Genomic DNA, 21,095 nt, shown 5'->3' with positions numbered 1-21,095 from the left:
TATCAGAATATTTGTCAGAAAATACTAAGCAGACTTGCACTTGTTGGGCCTGGCAAATACATTTAAGGGTATAAGGTGCCTTTAGCAGGGCAAAGTATTGGAACAACAGAGAATACAATGATGCAGGATTTGCGTCTGATATTAATCGTTGTTGGTGCGGTTGCCATCGTTGCACTTCTCCTTCATGGTCTTTGGACCAACCGCAAGGAGCGGTCTTCGGTCTTCCGTGACCGTCCGCACAAGCGTTTAAAGCAACGTGACAACGATGACCTGAGTAACGAAGAAGACGATATTGCGGATTTCCGTGCCAGCCGTGAATATCATGAGGAAGATGAAGCACCTGCTTATATTCAGCAGAGGCGGAAGTCTGACGATGTGAATTCTCCGGCACCGGTGACTAAAACTTCATTGCGTCACCGGCAGGAGCCTGTTGCTGATCCCTTAATGGACTCAGTCCATGGTCACTCTTCTGCGTCAGAGCGTCAGTCTCAGGATGTCCATCATGAGGAGCGACGGGAGTCAGTACCAGAACCCGGCGATCATCATGCCTGGTCTGAGCCGCAGGAAACGCAGGTAAAGCGGCCACAGCCCGGGGTGACAGAAGTTCCGGAACATTATCGTGCTCCGGTACCCACTGAGGAATCGTTGCATCCGGAACAGTCTGTACAGCCTGATACACATATTAAGCCACAGCCCCCGGCGGCATCCTCCGCTGAGGATGAGTCTGAACCGGAAGTTGCAGCCGCACCGGAAAAACAACCGGCGGCTAAAGAAGCGGTTCTGGTGCTGCATGTTGCCGCTCATACCGGAGGGGAACTGAACGGAGAATCTCTGTTGCAGGCTATTTTACAGGCAGGTTTTCAGTTTGGTGAAATGAATATTTTCCATCGTCATCTGAATCCCTCTGGCAGCGGCCCGGTACTTTTCAGCCTGGCCAATATGCTGAAGCCCGGATCTTTTGATCCGGAGCAGATGGGTGATTTCACCACTCCGGGCGTCTCTATCTTTATGATGGTTCCATCCTATGGTGATGCACATCAGAACTTTAAACTGATGTTGCAATCCGCACAGCGGATTGCCGATGACGTCGGTGCCGTAGTACTGGATGATGAACGTCGGATGATGACGCCACAAAAACTCGAAGTCTACAAATCACGGATCCGGGAAGTGATCGACCAGAATTAATCCCGTTTCCCGGTTATCTCAACCCCGCTTGTCGGGGGTTTTTTATCTTATGGGGTAGTATGAACGATATCCTGCAGCAGCTTAATGATCTGCGTACCCGGTTGCGCCACCACGAATATCTTTACCATGTGCTGGATGCGCCTGAAATCCCTGACGCTGAATACGATAAACTGATGCAGGCGCTGAAGGCGCTGGAAGAACAACATCCGGATCTCATCACCCGGGATTCCCCGACCCAACGGGTTGGGGCTACACCATTGTCGGCTTTTGAACAGGTGCGGCATGAAGTGCCCATGTTATCCCTCGACAACGTTTTTGATGACGAGGGATTTCTGGCATTTAATAAACGGGTTATCGACCGGTTAAAGAATGATGCCTCGGTAGAGTATTGCTGCGAGCTAAAACTGGATGGGCTGGCGGTGAGTTTACTGTATGAACAGGGTGAACTGGTGCAGGCAGCTACCCGCGGTGACGGAACTACCGGCGAAAATATCACTGAGAACGTCCGTACCATCCGGGCGATTCCGTTGCGTCTGAGTGGAGAAGATATTCCGGCACGTCTCGAAGTCCGTGGTGAAGTGTTTATGCGGCAGCGAGGATTCGAAAAACTGAACAACGATGCACGTAAAACTGGCGGAAAAGTCTTTGCCAATCCGCGTAATGCAGCAGCCGGTTCACTACGTCAACTCGATCCGAAAATCACCGGAAAACGCCCGCTGACTTTCTATTGTTACGGGATTGGGGTGGCGGAAGGCGGGGTTCTGGCTGAAGGGCACTATCAGCGTCTTCAACAGCTCAAAGGCTGGGGATTACCGGTTAATGACCGGGTAACCGTCTGCCAGACGCCGGAGCAGGTATTGGCGTTTTATCATCAGATTAATGAACAACGTGCTGAACTGGGTTTTGATATTGATGGCGTGGTTATTAAGGTGAACTCACTGGCTCTTCAGGAACAGCTCGGTTTTGTTGCCAGGGCTCCACGCTGGGCAACGGCATTTAAATTTCCGGCCCAGGAGCAGCTGACCACAGTGCGGGATGTGGAATTTCAGGTCGGGCGTACCGGTGCGATTACTCCCGTGGCTCGCCTTGAGCCGGTGCAGGTCGCCGGGGTAATGGTGAGTAATGCCACGTTGCATAACGCCGATGAAATTGCCCGGCTGGGGATCCGTATCGGAGACACCGTAGTTATTCGTCGTGCCGGAGATGTTATCCCGCAGATTGTCAATGTGGTGACAGAAGATCGTCCATCTGACAGCCGGGAAATTATTTTTCCTGAACATTGCCCGGTATGTGGATCCGATGTTGAACGTGTCGAAGGTGAAGCCGTTACCCGTTGTACTGGCGGGCTTATCTGCGGTGCGCAACGTAAAGAAGCACTGAAACACTTTGTATCCCGCAGAGCTCTGGATGTGGATGGAATGGGCGATAAAATCATCGATCAACTGGTTGAGAAGGAGTATGTACATACTCCGGCCGATCTGTTTCGTCTGAGTGCGGGTAAACTAACCGGCCTGGACCGGATGGGGCCAAAATCGGCGCAGAATATTGTCGATGCGCTACAAAAATCCAAAACGACCACATTACCACGCTTCCTGTATGCGCTGGGAATTCGTGAGGTAGGTGAGGCTACTGCATTAAGTCTGGCTTCCCATTTTGAAACGTTACCAGCACTGATGGATGCGCCACTGGAATCTCTGACTCAGGTGGCCGATGTTGGACCGGTGGTCGCCAGCCATGTTCGCCACTTTATGGATGAGGAAAGTAACCGTGAAGTCATCCGCCAGTTGGTTGAAGATATTGGTATTCAGTGGCCGGATATGCCATCGCAAAGTGCACCAGTGACTGATAACCCGTTTGCCGGTAAAACGGTTGTTCTGACCGGTTCACTCAACCAGATGACCCGGGATGAGGCTAAAGACCGTCTGACAGCGTTAGGCGCAAAAGTGAGTGGGAGTGTTTCGAAAAAAACCGATCTGCTGATTGCCGGTGAGGCTGCCGGTTCTAAGCTGGAGAAGGCGAATGCTCTGGGGATTCAGGTCATTGATGAACTGCAGATGATTGATTTACTGGGAGGCTGATGCTGGACAAGCACAATCTGGTAGAACTGGCGAACACCAGGATGCCGTTTGGTAAATATCAGGGCAGGGTTCTGATAGATTTACCAGAAGAGTATCTTCTGTGGTTTGCCCGTAAGGAGGCATTTCCTGAGGGCCATCTTGGCTCTCTGTTGCAACTGGCTCTGGCAATTAAGATTGAAGGTTTGCAGGGACTGGTTGATCCGCTACGAAAATAATCCTGCCCCCTGATTTCAGGGGGCGTATTAAATATAACTGATTACTGACTGTCAGTTTTGACTCCTGTTTTCGGTGTATCTCCAAAAACATGATAGTCAGGGAGTTTCACTTGCTGGTATTCCTGCCATCCTCCACCCAGCGATTTATATAAAGCGACCAGGTCGGTGGCTGCCGTCGCCTGAACCTGAACCACCTGCTGCCTGGTTTGTGATAACTGCCGTTGGGCATCCAGAACATCGATGTAGGTGGTAATGCCTTTCCGGTAACCTTCAGAAGAGAGTGACCAGGCCTTTTGCAGCGCGTTTTCTGAAGCCTGTAAAGAAATGAGTTGCTGCTGATCGGCCCGGTAGCTCACCAGGGCATTTTCTACTTCCTGTAATGCTGTCAGCACTGTCTGGCGGTAACTGAGCGCTGCATTAGCTTGCTGAGCTCTGGCCAGTCGAACATTCGAGACCAGTTGACCGCCCTGGAAAATAGGCAATGAGATACCCGGACCAATACTGTAGAAATGACTGCTCCAGTCATCCAGATAGCTGGCATCGGTATTACGTACCCCAAGTTGCCCCGTAAGAGAGATACTCGGGAACAACTGAGCGACAGATACACCGATATTCGCTGTCTGAGCATGAAGTGTCGCCTCAGCCTGACGAATATCAGGGCGGCGGCGGGCCAGTTCCGAAGGCACTCCCACTGACACTACATTCGGCAGGGCAGGTAGCGGACGCACCGTTTGGAGTTCATTATCCAGTGCTCCCGGCGTTTTTCCGAGCAGAACCGCCAGCCCATTCATTGCCTGAGCAATCTGAGACTGATAGCCAGGAAGTTGTGCCTGTAATGCCGTGACGCTGGCGGTCGCATTCTCCAGATTGGCCGCGGGCGCTAACCCGTTTTCTAACTGGCTGGCAGTAAGTTGTGCGGTTTGCTGTGCAATGGATATCTGTTGTTCTGTCACCTGCGTTATGGCCTGTGCGGCACGTAATTGCAAATAGGTACGGGCGACTTCAGCTTCCAGTGAGACCATCGCATCGTTACGTTGTTCGATAGCGGCCTGTTGTTCCGCTACGGCCATTTCCCTCTGACGGCGGACTTTGCCCCACAGATCCAGTTCCCAACTGGCATCGAACCCGCCCTGGTAAAAATTCACACGACCGGTGGCCTTATTGACCAGACTGGTTTCATCGTCAGTTAGGTTGTCATAGACATGGTGGGATTTGAGTATGCCTTTCAGTCCCGGCTGTTGAAGAGCATAGCTGGCCTGGGCGTTGAGCGACGGCATCAGTGCTCCTGTGGCCTGAGCGACCTGCTCACGTGCACCGGCGATACGTAATACGGCCTGTTGCAGCGTCAGATTGCCAGCAATAGCCCGGCTGATCAGGCTATCCAGTTGTGGATCTTTGAAATTACTCCACCAGTTCACTGCAGGATCTACCGCCAACGGGCGGGATTGTTGATTAGAGGCCATATCATGCCACTGAGACGGCAGTTTATTGGCCGGGGGGGTGAAGTCAGGCCCGACACTACAGCCGGCCAGTAACAGGCTGATAAACAGTACACCGAACCGGTAACTGACAGGTTGCATAGTAAATTCCTTCATTTTAATGGCCTCCGGCACTGCCTTCGCTCTTGACCGGGGAGAGCAACAGACAGAATGGAATCATTACCAGCCCGATAAGGCAAAGCCCGGAGAAAACATCAACATAGGCCAGAAAACGCGCCTGGCTTATCATTTGTTTATACAGCTGCCCCATTGCCACTGAACCGGCATCCCCGGCAATAGTGGTAAAGTTTTTAACAGCGTCAGTCATCTGGGAAACTGCCTGATTAAATTGCTGATCAAGGGTACTCATATGGTCCGATAAGTAAGCGGACCGGGTTTGCTCGCGCTCCGTGATGGCTGCAGTGGATAGCGAGATACCTATCGAACCCGCTACGTTTCTGAACATCGTAAACAGTGCCGAAGCATCACCATTCAGACGTTGAGGTATGGTGATAAAGGCAATAGTCGTCAGCGGCACAAACAGGAACCCAAGGCCTATCGACTGAAAACTACGCATAAATACCAGTGCTCCAAAATCAAGGTCCGGAGTCAGGTGAAGGGCCGAGAAATAAAACGAAGCAGTCAGACACATAAAACCAAACATAATGATAAAACGGGTCTGCACTACCGGCATCAGCCGGAGAACCAGAGGAATTGTCAGAATGATACAGATGGCTCCGGGGGTAAGTACCAGCCCAGCCAGTGTGGCGGTGTAGCCGAGATCCTGCTGGGCAAGTTGCGGAATTACCACTGAACTGCCGTAAAGAATAAAGGCCATGCCCGCCATCAACAGACCAGACACCCAGAAGTTCCGGTCACGCATCACCAGAATATCTACAACGGGTTTTTTGGCGTACATCAACCAGTAAATCGCGCCGACAATACCAATTGCTGCGAGTGTTGCGAACAAAATGATGAAGTTTGAATTAAACCAGTCTTCATCTTCTCCGCGGTCAAGGAATACCTGCAGGCAACCAAGCCCTAAAGTGATCAGACTGATCCCAATATAATCGACTTTCATTCGGCCAGCCGATTTTTTCTCCCACGGCGGATCTTCCAGCAACTGGTAAATCGCCAGTGCCGTCATAATGCCAACAGGTATGTTAATAAAAAAGATCCAACGCCAGCTATAGTTATCTGTGATCCAACCACCCAGTGTCGGGCCAATCACCGGAGCGACAATAATCGCGATGGAAGATAAACCAAACGCTTTACCACGGTCCTTTTTACTAAAATAATCCAGTAGTACAGATTGTTGAACTGGCTGGAGACCCCCGCCAAAAAATCCCTGTAGAATACGGAACAAAATTAACTGCCACAGTTCTGTAGCAATACCGCACAGGAATGAGCACAAAGTAAACATGACAATACACAGCAGGAAGTAATTTTTCCTGCCAAAGTAGCGGCTCAGGAAGGCAGAGATAGGCAATACAATCCCGTTTGCCACCAGATACGACGTCAGAACCCAGGTAGACTCATCATAACTTGAAGAGAGTGACCCTGCGACATGAGGCAGGGCGACGTTGACGATAGTGGTATCCAGCACTTCCATAAAAACCGCCAGCGTCACCGTCAGGGCGACCAGCCAGGGGTTACTGGACGGCCTCCAGCTCTCTGAGGCACTCATTTCACTGTGACCTCTGGTTCAACGGATAATCCCAGCGGCAACGGATGGTTCGGGTCCAGTCCCTTATCAATCACTATTTTAACAGGCACACGCTGGACAATTTTTACAAAGTTACCGGTGGCATTTTCTGCAGGGAAGGCTGAGAAATGCGAGCCTGAACCCATCTGAATACTGTCTACATGACCTTCAAGTTTCAGGTCAGGATAGGCGTCAACGCTGATGCTGACGTGATCTCCCGGTTTCATATACTCGAGTTGTGATTCTTTAAAGTTGGCGGTGACCCAGATGTCCGGTGATACCAGTGAGAACAGAGAAGTTCCGGCCTGCACCAGGCTGCCCAACTCGATATTACGCTTGGTAATATATCCACTATAGGGGGCAGTCACTTTGGTATAGGAAAGATTCAGATTCGCAGTTTCCAGTTGAGCCTCAGCCTGACTCACTTGCTGTTGACGGGCTTCAACATTAGTTTCTTGCTGACGAATCTGTAAAGCAACCTGAGATGCAATTTCTACCTGCGCGGTAGCATTCTGATATTCAGCCTGAGCTGAGCGCCATTGAGCGGTAGCACTGTCGATATTGCTCTGAGTTGTCGCTTTTGGATCAACTCCATGTTGACGGCGATAAGCGGCTTGCGCATTTTGTAACTGAGCACGGGCCTGGGCCTGGCGGGCTAATGCCTGATCACGCTGGGCAGGGTACTGAACTTTTGACAGCGCCAGCTGAGCTTCTGCCTGATGAAGTTGAGCGGTTGCCAGCCCAAGCTGCGCCTGCGCCTGATCTCGTTGAGCAGTGGCATCTTTCGGATCAATTTCTGCCAGCAAATCACCTTTATTGACTCTCTGGTTATCATTGACCAGTAACCGGACGATATATCCGGAAGTTTTAGGTGAAATAATGGCAGCATTACCGTCAGTAAAGGCATCATCCGTAGCCTCCAGCCCGCGGTTCATCAGCCAGTAAACAATGGCTGCAATCACGACAATGATGACAATAATGACCAGAATGACGAGGGGTTTTTTGCCTGGTCGCTTACGCTCTTCTTCTGCTTCAGCACCTTTAGCCTGAGATTGTTCGGCGCGCGCAGAAGATTCTTCCGATGACTGTGGTGAGTCACCCTCATGTGTCTGTTGATTCATATCTGTTCCTGCCATTAAAGGTGAAGGTACAACCCGTTGAGTGCTCAGTTTATTTTATTAGGGTATGGATTATCCGGGCTGATGTTTTGCCATAACAATCATTTAATCATTGTCATAAGCTTCAGAAAAATCAATAGGAAGAAATGCCGTGTAGGTGACAACCTGTTACGCACCGCGAAGAGAAATACGGGGAAATAACATCGGTCTGAGTTGCTGAGACAGCACTGGTGCTGTCTCAGCAGGGGGGTTACTGACTTTCAGAAGCTTTAGTGGTGACGGATGATTGCTGCTGAGTTTTTTTTCTGATAACGCTGAGCAATATAGGAGCACGTCATCAACTGAACCTGATGAAATACCATCAAAGGCAGCACAATGATACCGACAGCACTGGCCGGGAATAAAATATTGGCCATAGGCACACCGTTGGCCAGACTCTTTTTTGAGCCACAAAAAAGGATTGTGATTTCATCAGGGCGGCTAAAACCACAAGCGCGGGCAACAATGACGTTGATCAACAGTACTATCGATAACAGCAACAAGCTACCGGCAATAATCCACAGCAATGTGCTGACTCCGACCTGGTGCCAGATACCATTGACTACAGCCTCACTGAAGGCGGAATAGACGACCAGCAGGATCGATGTCTGGTCGGTTTTACCAATCAGACTACGGTGTTTTTCGACCCATTCGGCAATCCAGCGTCGTGAGAAATGACCGATCAGGAATGGCACCAGCAGTTGCAGCATGATTTTCCCAATCTGCTCCAGACCATTACCGGGCATGTTGCTATGAACATTCATCACCAGATTAACCAGTAGCGGAGAGATAAATACTCCGAGCAGGCTGGATGCAGAGGCACTGCACACTGCGGCCGCGACATTTCCTCCCGCCATTGAAGTGAAGGCAATGGACGACTGCACGGTTGCCGGCAGAATGCACAGATAAATAAAACCGGTATAGATTTCCGGAGATACATCGACCGGATGCCACCATACCAGCAGCAAACCGAGAATCGGGAACATGACAAATGTACTGAATAAGATCCACAGATGAAGCCGCCAGTGGCTGCTGCCGGCGATGATTTTATCACGGGACAGTTTGGCGCCATGCATAAAGAACAGCAGGGCAATGGCGGCAGTGGTCAGCCATTCAAAAAAAGGAACAAAAATCCCTTTTGCTGGCAGAAAGGTGGCAAGCAGTACAGTGATAATCAGTTTGATCATCATCGGATCAAGACGAAAGATGCCCATCGGTAGTTTCCGGTCTGAAATAAAAAAAGATTGTGCTGGATCGTGGCTTAGAAATAAAATTGATTTATTAAATCTATATATGAATTTAATGCATGAATTATACTTTACGTCAGTTAAGAGTTTTTGCCGCCGTAGCCAGTCAGGGTAGTTTTAGCCTGGCAGGGCAGGTTATCGGCTTGAGTCAGTCTGCCGTCAGTCACAGTATTAAAGAACTGGAAGCTGAGATAGGAGTGAAACTTCTGGACAGAACCACGCGGGAGGTCGTGTTGACTCATGCGGGACAGCGGCTTGCTTCACGTCTGACGGTGCAACTTGAGGAACTTAACAGCACGCTACTGGAGTTACGACGTTATGGCGGAAATCGTAGCGGTACCGTGAGGCTGGCTGCCAGCCAGACTATTTCAGCGCGGCTGATGCCATTATGTCTGGCTGAGGCCCAGATCTGTTATCCGGAAATTCGTCTGATGTTGCAGGACAGTGTTCAGCAATCAGTGTTACACAGCGTGCTCAATGCGACGGTAGATTTTGGTATTGTCATTGAGCCACAGGTCGGGGAGTTTGAGTCACAGCCAGTATTGTATGACCCCTTTCTGCTGCTCTGCCGTCAGGATGATCCCCTGAATCGGGTAGAAAAGGTGGAATGGCAGCATCTTCAAGGCCGGCGTATGGTTTTACAGGATTATGCTTCGGGTAGCCGAGCGTTGGTGGATCGTATTTTTCAGCAACAACAGGTGACTCCGGAAGTCATTCAGCAGGTGGGTCACCCCGTTACCCTCTATCCTATGGTGGAGGCAGGTATTGGTATCAGCATTTTACCTGGTCTGGCGTTACCCCTACCTTCCGGCAGTATATTACAGGTGCGGCGTATTTATCCTGAAGAGCACCGCACACTAATGCTAATTCGCCGGAAGAACCGTTCTCTGAGTCCGGCAGCAGAAGCTATCTGGCAACTGGTCAGCGATCAGGCAAAACTTTTAAGCCAGCAAAGCAGGCTGTTACCGGACAGGTAATCCCTGGCGAGAAATGAGTGGGGAGCAGCAGCCAGTGACGTGATTATTTGTAATACTGATGACAGGGATTAAACTTTTGTCTGAGATAAGCGATGAACCAGAAAATGAATGATGATTTGCCCGTTTACCGGTTACTGACGGGGCCTGATGGTGCAAGTTTCTGCCGCAGAGTCAGTGAGGTACTGAATGAAGGTTATCAGCGGTATAGTTCACCCTCAGTCACTTATGATCCGGAGAAGAAAACAGTCAGTGCATCACAGGCAGTGATCCGTATTACAGATAGCAGAGCATTCCTTAACCTGCCGGAGTGATTTTCTCTGTGATGCAGGAAATTCCTTTTACCTTAATGTCCGGCAAATACAGTTATTAACTGTCAACTTAGAGAATGTAATTGTTCAGCCAGTAATATCAGTGATACGACTATCATTGTTCCGCCTGAAATTTTACTGACTATGCGCGCTGCCTGTGGACGTGTCGATAACAACCCTCTGGCGGTGTAACCCACTCCCAAATAGATTGATGAACAACTCACAAGATGTAGCCCTCCCAGTAACATCAGTTGCAGACTGACCGGCCACTGACCGTCAGCCCTGATAAACTGCGGCAGTAGCGCGAGAAATAACAGAAACACTTTGGGGTTCAGGCCGCTGATACACAATCCCCTGGTAGCCCATTGCCATCGTGTCTGCCTGACGGATGATGTTATGTTGGCGATATCTGCCGGCTGACGTAACACGTTATAGCCCAGCCAAAACAGGTAAGCAGACCCCGCGAGGGTCAATGTATTGAGCACGGCAGGGTGGCTGGCGACCGTGCCTCCCACACCAGCGATAACAATGACTAACGCCATAAAATGCCCGGTCATCAGCCCGCAGACAGCTGCTGTAATTTTACGACCGTCAATGCCAGAGGCAATAACATATGCCCAGTCTGCCCCTGGGGTCAGACTCAGGAGTAACGAAATCATCCAAAATCCCAAAACCATTTCTGAATTCACCGCATTATCTCCGTTTATGCTTTACACTCAGTAGAAGAATACGCTTGTCAGACGGGGATTAATTTTTATAATTACCCCTAAATCATCTAATTTCAGGAAGGAAAAACCTCATTGGATACCACAGACAGAAAGATTCTTGCTGAGCTTCAGTTGGACGGTCGTCTTTCTTTGACCGAACTGGCTGACAGAGTGAATTTGAGTCTTTCGCCATGCCATCGCCGGGTCAGAGCGCTAGAACAGGACGGGGTCATTACAGGCTATCGGGCAGACCTTGATCCAGGTAAGATGGGTTTTAACTTTGTCGCTATCGTGTTCGTCACATTAAAGGAAGGAGACAAAAAAGCGGTCGAGACCTTTGAACGGGAGGTAGCAGATATTCCGCAGATTATCCTGGCGCAGCGTCTGTTTGGTGACCCGGATTATATGATGCAGGTCGTGACTACTGATCTTGCCGCTTTTCGGCAATTATATGATGGCAGGTTGTCGGCAATGCCTGGTGTTCTGCACCTTCGCTCCACATTAGTGATGAAAACAGTGGTCCAGGATCGACCTTATCCGTTAGGGGTTATTACACGGTAAAGCTGCAATGCCCGGTGACCTCCCAGATAGTCTGTCACGTACTTTGTCACTCTCTGTCAGGTTGCGATTAGCATCATCATTTCACTGTCTACCATTGGTACAGTGCAACCTGGGTGGTTTTCAGATCCCCTGGCGCTTACCAGTTGCCCTTTATCAGGGATAGATTTTTAAACCGCTGAGTGAAGGGCGATAACACGCTCCGGGTCGCACTCACGGTATCCGCGTGTTGGCCCGAACATTCTGCGATCACCATGACTTCACTCCGCTATGCAAGTAACCCCCTCATACCACGGTTTCCAGCCAGGTTTAACCTTAGTATTGCGTCGTGGCAGATATCACCCCGTGCGATGAACTTGTAAGGTCAGGTAGTGGAAAAATATTTTTGCTGTATTATGATGTTTATTGCAACATTTTGCGGGTTTTGGTTTATCTATGCATAAAACAGCCAGACAGAAGTTACTTATGGAACGGCTTCTTAGAGAAGGGCAGGTGGGGATTCGCCAGTTAGTGGAACAACTTCAGGTTTCTGCAGATACTGTGCGACGTGACCTGGCAGAACTTGAAAAGAAAGGTCTCGTTCAGAAAAATCATGGCGGGGCCGTGGCTCTGGATCTTTCCGCGATGAGCCGGCATGAACGAAGTGTGCTGATGCCGAAGGTCAAGGCAAATCTGGGAAGCTATGTTGCAGATAAAATCCCTGCAGGGTCGACACTTTTCCTCGATGCAGGCAGCACAATACTCGCCGTTGCATCAATGCTGAAAGGACCTGCGACGGTAATTACCTCATCACTGGATATCGCGTATCACCTTAGTGACAAACCTGACATTGAGCTGATTGTTTTGGGTGGGCAATGGGACAAACAACAACGTTTATTTTCTGGCAGTACCACACTGACACTGTTGGAAAAATACCGTGCAGACATTGCCATTTTAGGCGCATGTGCGTTGCATGCTGAGTTCGGACTGAGTGCCAGTCAGGAGAGGGATGCTGAGGTCAAACGCGCAATGTTAGCAGCCAGTAGTGAGCACTGGGTGGTGGCCGATCACATGAAGCTCAACCGATGCGAGCCTTATCTGGTCGCTCAACTCACGGAGATTCAACAGCTGTTTTTGAATTCTCCTTGGCATGAGTTTGAAGGGTCAGTTTCGACTCAGGTCAGTATCTCAGACAATTAATGGTATGGAGAAAGCAATGACGACCAAAAGAGACATCAACGTTGCACTGATTGGCTATGGATTCGTTGGTAAAACATTTCATGCACCTTTGATTGCCTCCGTGCCGGGGTTAAGCCTTCTCGTGGTTTCATCCGGTAGCGAGGATAAAGTCAAAAAAGACTTACCCAATGTTAAGGTTGTTGCTAAAGCAGAAGCGGCCATCAAAGATCCTGAGGTTGATCTGGTCGTTATCGCATCGCCGAATGATACTCACGTGCCTCTGGCAGAGATGGCGCTAAACGCAGGTAAACATGTGGTGGTTGATAAGCCTTTTACGCTAAACCTGGACGAAGCCAGGGCTCTGGCCCTTCTGGCCAGAGAAAAAAAATTACTGCTCTCAGTCTTTCAGAACAGACGCTGGGATAGTGATTTCCTCGGTATCCGAAAGGTGATTGATTCCGGAATGATTGGTCAGGTGAAGCATTTCGAATCTCATATGGACCGGTTCCGTCCGGAAGTCCGTGACCGTTGGAGAGAGCAGGATTTACCCGGCAGTGGATTATGGTTTGATATCGGCCCGCATATTGTTGATCAGGCTTTACAGATTTTCGGCCTACCGGATTTCGTCTCCGGAGATTTAGCCATTCTGCGTCCGGGCGCCAGCATTAATGACTGGGCTCATGTCACCCTGAGCTATCCCGGGCATAAGGTCATTCTTCATGCCTCAATGCTCGCTGCCGGAGGTGTGTCTCGTTTTACGGTGCACGGTGATAAAGGTAGTCTGATTAAACAAAATGCGGATCAGCAGGAGAAACAGTTAATAGCTGGTGTGCTACCGGGTTCAGAGATCTGGGGAGAAGATGGTGATGATTTAGTTGTTTTTGACGCTCACCAGCAAGCTACCCACATCTCAACTCCACGCGGAGATCAGAGCCAGTACTACCTACAGATTCGTGATGCGCTGAACCACGGAAACGCTAATCCCGTATCTCCGGTGCAGGCTATTGCTGTGATGGCGGTGCTGGAAGCGGCGGTACGATCATCAGACACGGGCAGGGTACAGAAGGTAGAGCTCACCGAAGATGAAGTGGCAGAGTTTCATAAAAACTAACCATACCTGCTGACGGGCCGAGCTCTGAAACGAAAAAAGCACCCTGCTGTTTATAACAACAGGGTGCTCTTTTCTGAATTGGTGGGTCGTGCAGGATGACTCGCTTCGCTCGCCCTGCGGGCCGTTGTTAAACAACGTTGTCTCACTGCGTTCGACCCGAACCTGCGGCAGGTTCTCATCCCGCAAGTTTTATTCTGTGCTCTGTAACGAAAAAAGCACCCTGAAGGGTGCTCTTTTCTGAATTGGTGGGTCGTGCAGGATTCGAACCTGCGACCAATTGATTAAAAGTCAACTGCTCTACCAACTGAGCTAACGACCCGATTGGTGGGTGATGACGGGTTCGAACCGCCGACCCCCTCCTTGTAAGGGAGGTGCTCTACCAACTGAGCTAATCACCCGAAAACTTTGTTATCAGGACTTAATAAGAATTTGGTGGGTGATGACGGGTTCGAACCGCCGACCCCCTCCTTGTAAGGGAGGTGCTCTACCAACTGAGCTAATCACCCAAATTCTTTTCCTGTTCCAGCGGGTCACCTACCTGAGTAGTGGTGGGTGATGACGGGTTCGAACCGCCGACCCCCTCCTTGTAAGGGAGGTGCTCTACCAACTGAGCTAATCACCCCCGCTGTGTGGAGTCGCATTATAGGGATAGTTGAATATGAGTCAACGATTTTTCTGAGGAAAATGTTTGTTCGTCTTAAATTTAGCCATCATGCGGGGTTTTCAGGCAGAATGTTTATTTTTTTACCGGAATGAAAAGATTAAACACCCCGATACTGCGAGCAATGATTGAGGATTCACTGCCAGGTGTTAAAATGGAGCCACTGAATTCCTCATTTTTTTCTGGTTTTTGGCGTTTGTGATCGAAAACCCGCGTCCTAAGGCAATGTTTAATGAAGATTAAGACTCGTTTTGCGCCAAGCCCTACCGGCTATCTGCATGTCGGTGGTGCACGTACTGCCCTTTATTCCTGGTTATATGCCCGCCACAATAAAGGTGAATTTGTTCTGCGTATTGAAGATACAGACCTGGAACGTTCTACCCCGGAAGCAATAGAAGCAATTATGGACGGTATGAACTGGCTGAGTCTCGACTGGGATGAGGGTCCTTACTACCAGACCAAACGCTTTGATCGCTATAACCAGGTGATCGATGAGATGCTGGTCGCAGGCACTGCGTATAAATGCTATTGCTCAAAAGAGCGGCTGGACGCGTTGCGTGAGCAACAGATGGAAAACGGTGAAAAACCACGTTATGACGGTCATTGCCGTGACAGCCATGAACATCACAGTGATGATGAACCTTGTGTGGTTCGCTTTCGTAACCCACAGGAAGGGACGGTTATCTTTGATGACCAGATTCGTGGGCCGATCGAATTTAGCAACCAGGAACTGGATGATTTAATCATTCGTCGTACCGATGGTTCACCGACCTATAATTTCTGTGTCGTCATTGATGACTGGGATATGCAGATTACCCATGTTATCCGTGGTGAAGACCATATCAACAATACCCCGCGTCAGATAAATATATTGAAAGCGATTGGTGCTCAGGTGCCAGTGTATGCACACGTCTCAATGATTCTTGGCGACGACGGTAAGAAGTTGTCCAAGCGTCATGGCGCGGTAGGGGTGATGCAATACCGTGATGATGGCTATCTGCCGGAAGCCTTACTCAATTACCTGGTGCGTATGGGATGGGCTCATGGCGACCAGGAAATATTTTCCATTGCAGAAATGACTGAGTTATTCCGTCTGGAATCAGTGAGCAAATCGGCCAGTGCGTTTAATACCGAAAAACTTCAGTGGCTTAACCATCACTATATCAACAACCTGCCGGCTGAATATGTGGCGACTCAACTGCAGTGGCATATTGAGCAGCAGAATATCGACACCAGTACCGGCCCTGAACTGGCTGAACTAGTGAAGTTGCTGGGGGAACGTTGTAAAACCCTCAAAGAAATGGCGGAAAGCTGCCGTTATTTCTATGAAGACTTTGATGAGTTTGACGCAGATGCGGCGAAAAAACATCTGCGACCGGTTGCCCGTCAGCCACTGGAGCTGGTGGCTCTGAAACTGGCAGCCGTAACCGACTGGACAGCAGAAACTGTGCATCAGGCGATTCAGGATACTGCCACCCAATTAGAGGTCGGTATGGGGAAGGTGGGTATGCCATTACGTGTTGCCGTTACAGGGGCAGGGCAGTCACCGGCACTGGATGTCACGGTGACTGCAATTGGTCGTAAACGTAGTATCGAACGAATCGGCAAGGCACTGAACTATATCAGCGAACGCGAAGCACAGTCATAACAAGCCGCCTGCGGCTTGACACCGGGAGCCTGCGGGCTCCGGTGTTTTCTATTCCCGCGCATCAATTTCCAGCCTTTTCAGCACCCCTTTAATTCCTTCACGTAACAACAAAGCACTGAACTGATCTTTTTCATGGGTATTCATCTGACTGATGCTGCTTAGTAATAAGCTGGCAAGAGTGTCATTGGCCGCAAAATACTGACCACGCGGTTCGGCAACATGGCGGATAGCATGCAGAAACGCAGTGACATTTTCGTCGATATGAATAAGCCGGGCTTTACCACCCTGTACGCCAGGTTTCGGTAGTGTTGACCAGCCTTCACGTTTAATCCATTTATTAATTGTCTGACGGCTGTAACCTGTTTCCAGCGCCAGTTCTTCCGGAGTCATCCATTCCTTTTTCACGGTATTTCCCTTTCGTGGTTAATGTAACAATAGCATTTTACAATGAAAGGTAACGTGAACCTTAAAAAAAGAAAAGATTTTCACTCTACCGCTATGTGCCGTTTCACCTTTTTTGTGGTGAATGCCGGTAATTTACTGTGTGAAAGTGGCTGACTACGGACGATGGTGGTGTCTTTTTCAGCAATCAGACACAGATTCGTAATTTGCCGTTGACACCTACCGACCGGTTTCATATTATGCCGTCCGTCAGGTTGACCCTGACAACTTTTCGGCCCGGGGGTATAGCTCAGCTGGGAGAGCGCTTGCATGGCATGCAAGAGGTCAGCGGTTCGATCCCGCTTATCTCCACCAAACTCTTTTGTTTTTAGAGTCCAGACACCGAAAAGATTCCAGATGTGGGGGTATAGCTCAGCTGGGAGAGCGCTTGCATGGCATGCAAGAGGTCAGCGGTTCGATCCCGCTTATCTCCACCATTTCTGCACTATTCGTTATAAATTCCTTTCGTTTCAACACCCTGTTATCGATATTTTCTGTTTGTTCACGAATAGTTGATTGCGACTGTTATTAAGCTATCACTACTGCGTTTACTTCAGTTTTCCTCCCACTCACAGCTCATAAAATTTTACCGATCAATTATTGTAATATTAAGGTTATTTACTACATTTAACAGCAGGTTAATTGTGCCGGGAGCACTCCATGAAAGTGAAGGGAATTAACGAAGGTTTCTTTGTACTACTGCTGATTCTGAGTACACTGGCCTTCTGTATGGTACTTAAGGCTTACTACTCATCTATATTTTGGGGCGTGATCCTCGCACTGTTGTTTTATCCGCTCAAAACCCGGATCCGTAAGGCCCTGGGAGATAAGAACGGACTCGCTGCTTTTCTGACTCTGCTGATAATCTGCCTGATAGTGTTTATTCCTTGTGTGATTGTCATGACTTCACTGGCTTATGAAGGTAATGAGCTGTACAACAATATTCAGCAAAATAATCAGGCGTTGACTACGTCAATTACCAACGCTTTAAATCATTTGCCCGGTTTTGTTCAGGATTTCCTTAACCGGTATGATCTGAATAACGTGGATAAATTACAGCAAAAGATTTCCGGACTGGCGATGCAGGGTAGCAGAACCATTGCCGGCAGTGCGTTGGTGATAGGCCAGGGGACCTTCAGTTTCACCGTTGGCTTTGCGATCATGCTATATCTGCTGTTTTTCTTCCTGAAAGACGGTTCTTATCTGATCAATCTGATGCTGGATTCATTACCGCTCACTGATTATGTAAAACATCATCTGTTCAAAAAACTGGCCGCGGTATCTAAAGCGACAGTCAAAGGCACCGTAGTGGTGGCTCTGGTTCAGGGGGCTCTGGGCGGGCTGGCCTTCTGGTTCCTGGGGGTACAGGGCAGCGTGCTGTGGGGTGCATTAATGGCCTTTCTGTCATTGGTTCCCGCCATTGGTTCGGCAATTATCTGGGTACCTGTGGCTATTTATTTTCTGGCCGCAGGTCCGTTGTGGAAAGGTATTTTCCTCGTCGTGTTCTTTGTGGTGGTTATCGGGCTGGTGGATAACATATTGCGTCCGTTACTGGTCGGTAAAGAGACCAGAATGCCGGATTATCTGGTGCTGATTGCGACTCTCGGTGGGATGGAATGGTTTGGGATTAATGGGTTTGTTATCGGTCCATTGATTGCGGCTCTGTTTATTGCCTGCTGGAATCTGTTATCTGGTCGCGATAATGAAGAAAACTCTGATCAGCTTGATGCCGGATTTATCGCTGAAGGGGAGGAGGAAAAACAACTTCAGGAAGAGAATAATAAACAACTTCAGGAAGAGAATAATAAACAAGAACAGCCGGGAACGGCTGGCTAACCACTCAAAACGCCTGACACCTGACGAAAGCCCATGTTTACATGGGTTTTTTTTCGTTTTATTTAATCCCAGCTTTTATCACCGGAGTTGAAACATCCTGCAGCAATTGATGTCATAACATCGTATAAAGCACGTATCGAAAAAAAAATGGATGAATTTGAAGCAAGGGAATGTCAGGGAATCAAAATTGTTATCCAAAAAGTTATCAGCCCAGTGACGGCGGATAACCAGGGATTACAGTTCTGGCAGGCTGAATTCTGACCCGGTTAACCGGAGAGGGATGAACATGATGGTATTTAGGCAATAGTATGAAAATATTAATTATTCGCAGAGATAATATCGGGGATTTGATCCTGACAACCCCGTTGATTGCTTCCCTTGCCCGACATTTTGGTGGAACAGTTGATGTACTGGTGAATACTTATAATCAGGCGGTACTGAAGAATAATCCTCATATCGGCACCGTACATCTGTACAGTAAACTGCACCATCGCCACAGCGGGCAGTCCGCACTCGGTGTGATATTTAACCGGATAAAAACGTCGTTGCAGTTGCGTCGTGCAGGTTACGATGTGGTCATTATTGCCAAAGAACACTGGGATAAGCGGCCGTTACAGTGGGCAAGGCTCTCTGGTGCTAAAAGAATTATCGCTGTTGGAAATCAGGCACCTTCAGCCATTACTGATTTAATTCCCACCCAAAGCGCCCGGCAGCACATTGTTGAACTGCTCTCGCAGCTGGCACAGCCTCTGGGAGTCTCGTTGCCGCCTGCCGGGCTGGAACTCTATCCCGGAGAAGAAGAGGTCTCTGTATTGCGCCATCGGATCAACCTCACCGAAGGATTACCGGTATACGGGGTTCAGATCAGTGCGCGTAAACCCGGTCAACGTTGGCAGACAGAAAAATTTATCCGGTTTATGCATGAAATTGCCGCACAACATCCGTGTCAGTTCCTGCTGTTCTGGTCACCGGGAGCGGCAGATAATAAAAGCCATCCGGGAGATGATGAGAAAGCCAGCGAGATTCTGGAGCATTGCACCGATATTAAGGTGACCGCGGTACATACCACTGGATTACGTGAACTGATAGCCGGAATGTCATTATGCCAGCAAATTCTGACCAGTGACGGTGGAGCATTGCATGTGGCCGCCGGAGTAAATGTGCCTACGGTCGCCATGTTTGGTAATAGCGATGCCTGGTTTTGGGGGCCGTGGGGAGTCCCGTCGGAAACGTTGGAAGCACCGGGTCAGGAAGTTGCACAACTGACCGTCGGGCAGGTGAAGGAACGTTTTATGGCATTACGGCAGAGAGTGCTGGCGGCTGAAAACAACGATATTGTTCCTGCAGCCTGACTGCTAACGGCACGGCTGGCTAAGGCAGCCAAAAAAAACGGGGCAACCCATGCCCCGTATTTGTTTTGGAAGTTACCAGGCCAGTACCAGGCCGGCAATTGCAGCGGAAAGCAGGCTGACCAGGGTTGAGCCATAAAGTAATTTCAGTCCGAAGCGTGAAACCACATTTCCCTGCTCTTCGTTTAAGCCTTTAATCGCTCCGGCAACAATCCCGATAGAGGAGAAGTTGGCGAAAGAAACCAGGAAAACCGACAGGATACCTTCAGAACGCGGAGTGAGTTGACCTGCCATTTTTTTGCAAATCCATCATTGCCACGAATTCGTTAGAGACCAGTTTGGTCGCCATCACACTGCCGACTTTTAATGCTTCATCAGCCGGGACACCAATAACCCAGGCAAAGGGATAGAACAGATAGCCCAGCACGCCCTGGAAGCTGATGCCAAAAATAGTGCTAAACAGCGCATTAATCGCAGAAATCAGAGCGATAAAACCTATCAGCATGGCGGCCACGATGATAGCGACACGAAAACCAGCAATAATATATTCGCCCAGCATTTCGAAGAAACTCTGTCCTTCATGGGTGTTTTTCAGTTGTAAATCTTCTTCCTGATCCACTTTGTACGGGTTAATCAGTGATAACACGATAAAGGTACTGAACATATTCAGGATCAGTGCTGCAACTACATATTTCGGTTGCAGCATCGTCATATATGCGCCGACGATGGACATCGAAACGGTAGACATCGCAGTGGCTGCCATAGTGTACATACGGTTCTTCGACATCTTGCCCAGAATATCTTTATAGGCAATAAAGTTCTCTGACTGACCAAGGATCAGAGAGCTGACGGCGTTAAACGATTCCAGCTTACCCATCCCGTTAATTTTAGACAGTAGGGTACCAATCGCCCGGATCACCAGCGGCAGAATCCGGAAATGCTGCAAAATACCGATCAAAGCAGAAATAAAGACAATAGGACACAAAACATTGAGGAAGAAGAAGGCCAGGCCTTTGTCATTCATGCCTCCGAACACAAAATTTGTGCCTTCGGCTGCATATTTCAACAGGGTATCAAAAAACGCGGCAAACCCTTTTACAAAACCCAAGCCAGCTTCCGAATTGAGGAAAAACCACGCCAGCAGCACTTCAATCACCAGTAACTGCACCACGTAACGTAAGCGAATCTTTTTCCTGTCCTTACTCACCAGCAGGCAAAGTACGGCAACCACCACCAATGCCAGAATAAAATGGAAAATTTGTGACATACAGACTCC

Annotated in this window: 17 protein-coding genes, 6 tRNA genes, 1 other RNA gene and 1 pseudogene; 13 read left to right on the top strand and 12 right to left on the bottom strand. The window is 49.2% G+C overall.

Going from position 1 to position 21,095, the window contains the following annotated elements; translation table 11 throughout:
- Window positions 1-117 precede the first annotated feature (117 nt).
- From zipA to HA49_RS08375, 3 genes are read left to right on the top strand one after another with little or no spacing between them, the layout of a single operon-like run.
- Window positions 118-1,185: a cell division protein ZipA gene (gene zipA, locus HA49_RS08385; protein ID WP_038022026.1), complete on the top strand. Its 1,068-nt coding sequence runs from the start codon at window positions 118-120 to the stop codon at window positions 1,183-1,185.
- Window positions 1,186-1,244: 59 nt separating this feature from the next.
- A complete protein-coding gene (gene ligA, locus HA49_RS08380) occupies window positions 1,245-3,263 on the top strand; it encodes an NAD-dependent DNA ligase LigA (protein WP_038022023.1) in 2,019 nt (672 codons plus the stop codon).
- Between the two features lie 2 nt (window positions 3,264-3,265).
- Window positions 3,266-3,478 (top strand): DUF3820 family protein, encoded by a 213-nt coding sequence (locus tag HA49_RS08375; RefSeq protein WP_038022725.1) that lies wholly within the window; start codon window positions 3,266-3,268, stop codon window positions 3,476-3,478.
- Between the two features lie 41 nt (window positions 3,479-3,519).
- Here the strand turns inward: HA49_RS08375 and HA49_RS08370 are convergent, their stop codons facing one another.
- From HA49_RS08370 to HA49_RS08355, 4 genes are all read right to left on the bottom strand, one after another.
- Window positions 3,520-5,073, bottom strand: a complete 1,554-nt coding sequence (locus HA49_RS08370) for an efflux transporter outer membrane subunit (protein WP_038022020.1) — start codon at window positions 5,071-5,073, stop codon at window positions 3,520-3,522.
- Between the two features lies 1 nt (window position 5,074).
- Window positions 5,075-6,643 (bottom strand): DHA2 family efflux MFS transporter permease subunit, encoded by a 1,569-nt coding sequence (locus HA49_RS08365; RefSeq protein ID WP_038022018.1) that lies wholly within the window; start codon window positions 6,641-6,643, stop codon window positions 5,075-5,077.
- Complete coding sequence (locus HA49_RS08360) at window positions 6,640-7,782, bottom strand: HlyD family secretion protein (protein WP_038022016.1); 1,143 nt, start codon at window positions 7,780-7,782, stop codon at window positions 6,640-6,642. The genes HA49_RS08365 and HA49_RS08360 overlap by 4 nt, the downstream gene beginning before the upstream one ends.
- A 266-nt stretch (window positions 7,783-8,048) precedes the next feature.
- On the bottom strand, window positions 8,049-9,032 hold the full coding sequence (locus tag HA49_RS08355) for a bile acid:sodium symporter family protein (protein ID WP_038022013.1): 984 nt from the start codon (window positions 9,030-9,032) through the stop codon (window positions 8,049-8,051).
- Between the two features lie 92 nt (window positions 9,033-9,124).
- On the opposite strand from HA49_RS08355, the gene HA49_RS08350 reads away from it, so the two are divergent.
- The gene (locus HA49_RS08350; RefSeq protein ID WP_038022010.1) at window positions 9,125-10,042 is read left to right on the top strand and encodes a LysR family transcriptional regulator; all 918 of its coding nucleotides are present in this window, start codon (window positions 9,125-9,127) and stop codon (window positions 10,040-10,042) included.
- Window positions 10,043-10,134: 92 nt separating this feature from the next.
- Window positions 10,135-10,353, top strand: a complete 219-nt coding sequence (locus HA49_RS08345; RefSeq protein WP_038022007.1) for a DUF1737 domain-containing protein — start codon at window positions 10,135-10,137, stop codon at window positions 10,351-10,353.
- Between the two features lie 62 nt (window positions 10,354-10,415).
- Here HA49_RS08345 and HA49_RS08340 read toward each other — a convergent pair whose 3' ends face one another.
- A complete protein-coding gene (locus HA49_RS08340) occupies window positions 10,416-11,039 on the bottom strand; it encodes a LysE family translocator (RefSeq protein ID WP_156994577.1) in 624 nt (207 codons plus the stop codon).
- Window positions 11,040-11,150: 111 nt separating this feature from the next.
- Between HA49_RS08340 and HA49_RS08335 the strand changes: the two genes are divergently transcribed.
- From HA49_RS08335 to HA49_RS08325, 3 genes are all read left to right on the top strand, one after another.
- Window positions 11,151-11,618, top strand: a complete 468-nt coding sequence (locus tag HA49_RS08335) for an Lrp/AsnC family transcriptional regulator (RefSeq protein ID WP_038022004.1) — start codon at window positions 11,151-11,153, stop codon at window positions 11,616-11,618.
- Between the two features lie 432 nt (window positions 11,619-12,050).
- Entirely contained in the window at window positions 12,051-12,794 is a 744-nt protein-coding gene (locus HA49_RS08330; protein ID WP_038022722.1) for a DeoR/GlpR family DNA-binding transcription regulator, read from the top strand.
- Between the two features lie 16 nt (window positions 12,795-12,810).
- Window positions 12,811-13,884 (top strand): oxidoreductase, encoded by a 1,074-nt coding sequence (locus tag HA49_RS08325; protein WP_038022002.1) that lies wholly within the window; start codon window positions 12,811-12,813, stop codon window positions 13,882-13,884.
- Between the two features lie 79 nt (window positions 13,885-13,963).
- Here the strand turns inward: HA49_RS08325 and HA49_RS20855 are convergent.
- The 5 genes from HA49_RS20855 to HA49_RS08305 all read right to left on the bottom strand — a co-directional run bounded on the left by HA49_RS20855 (window position 13,964) and on the right by HA49_RS08305 (window position 14,506).
- A non-coding RNA gene (locus HA49_RS20855) (RtT sRNA) lies at window positions 13,964-14,084 on the bottom strand.
- 43 nt (window positions 14,085-14,127) lie between these two features.
- Window positions 14,128-14,203, bottom strand: a tRNA-Lys gene (locus HA49_RS08320).
- Between the two features lie 3 nt (window positions 14,204-14,206).
- Window positions 14,207-14,282: transfer RNA gene (locus HA49_RS08315), tRNA-Val, on the bottom strand.
- A gap of 32 nt (window positions 14,283-14,314) precedes the next feature.
- Window positions 14,315-14,390, bottom strand: a tRNA-Val gene (locus tag HA49_RS08310).
- A gap of 40 nt (window positions 14,391-14,430) precedes the next feature.
- Window positions 14,431-14,506 (bottom strand) — tRNA-Val (locus tag HA49_RS08305).
- Window positions 14,507-14,777: 271 nt separating this feature from the next.
- Here HA49_RS08305 and gltX point away from each other — a divergent pair.
- Window positions 14,778-16,193, top strand: coding sequence for a glutamate--tRNA ligase (gltX, locus tag HA49_RS08300; protein WP_038022000.1), 1,416 nt, complete (start codon window positions 14,778-14,780; stop codon window positions 16,191-16,193).
- A gap of 48 nt (window positions 16,194-16,241) precedes the next feature.
- Here the strand turns inward: gltX and HA49_RS08295 are convergent, their stop codons facing one another.
- A complete protein-coding gene (locus HA49_RS08295; RefSeq protein WP_038021996.1) occupies window positions 16,242-16,598 on the bottom strand; it encodes a YfeC-like transcriptional regulator in 357 nt (118 codons plus the stop codon).
- 275 nt (window positions 16,599-16,873) lie between these two features.
- On the opposite strand from HA49_RS08295, the gene HA49_RS08290 reads away from it, so the two are divergent.
- The 4 genes from HA49_RS08290 to HA49_RS08275 all read left to right on the top strand — a co-directional run bounded on the left by HA49_RS08290 (window position 16,874) and on the right by HA49_RS08275 (window position 19,822).
- Window positions 16,874-16,949: transfer RNA gene (locus tag HA49_RS08290), tRNA-Ala, on the top strand.
- Window positions 16,950-16,995: 46 nt separating this feature from the next.
- Window positions 16,996-17,071: transfer RNA gene (locus tag HA49_RS08285), tRNA-Ala, on the top strand.
- 223 nt (window positions 17,072-17,294) lie between these two features.
- Window positions 17,295-18,470 carry an AI-2E family transporter gene (locus tag HA49_RS08280; protein ID WP_046791723.1) on the top strand — a complete coding sequence of 392 codons (1,176 nt, stop codon included), beginning with the start codon at window positions 17,295-17,297 and terminating at the stop codon, window positions 18,468-18,470.
- Between the two features lie 308 nt (window positions 18,471-18,778).
- On the top strand, window positions 18,779-19,822 hold the full coding sequence (locus HA49_RS08275) for a glycosyltransferase family 9 protein (protein ID WP_038021994.1): 1,044 nt from the start codon (window positions 18,779-18,781) through the stop codon (window positions 19,820-19,822).
- Between the two features lie 72 nt (window positions 19,823-19,894).
- Here HA49_RS08275 and HA49_RS08270 read toward each other — a convergent pair.
- Window positions 19,895-21,086 (bottom strand): annotated as a pseudogene (locus tag HA49_RS08270) (NupC/NupG family nucleoside CNT transporter).
- Between the last annotated feature and the right edge of the window lie 9 nt (window positions 21,087-21,095).

Origin of the sequence: Tatumella morbirosei, from assembly GCF_000757425.2 — a bacterium.
In the GTDB taxonomy this organism is placed as follows: Bacteria; Pseudomonadota; Gammaproteobacteria; order Enterobacterales; family Enterobacteriaceae; genus Tatumella; species Tatumella morbirosei.
Note: the sequence above shows the minus strand (reverse complement) of the source record. Positions and strands in the feature narration are given on the sequence as shown.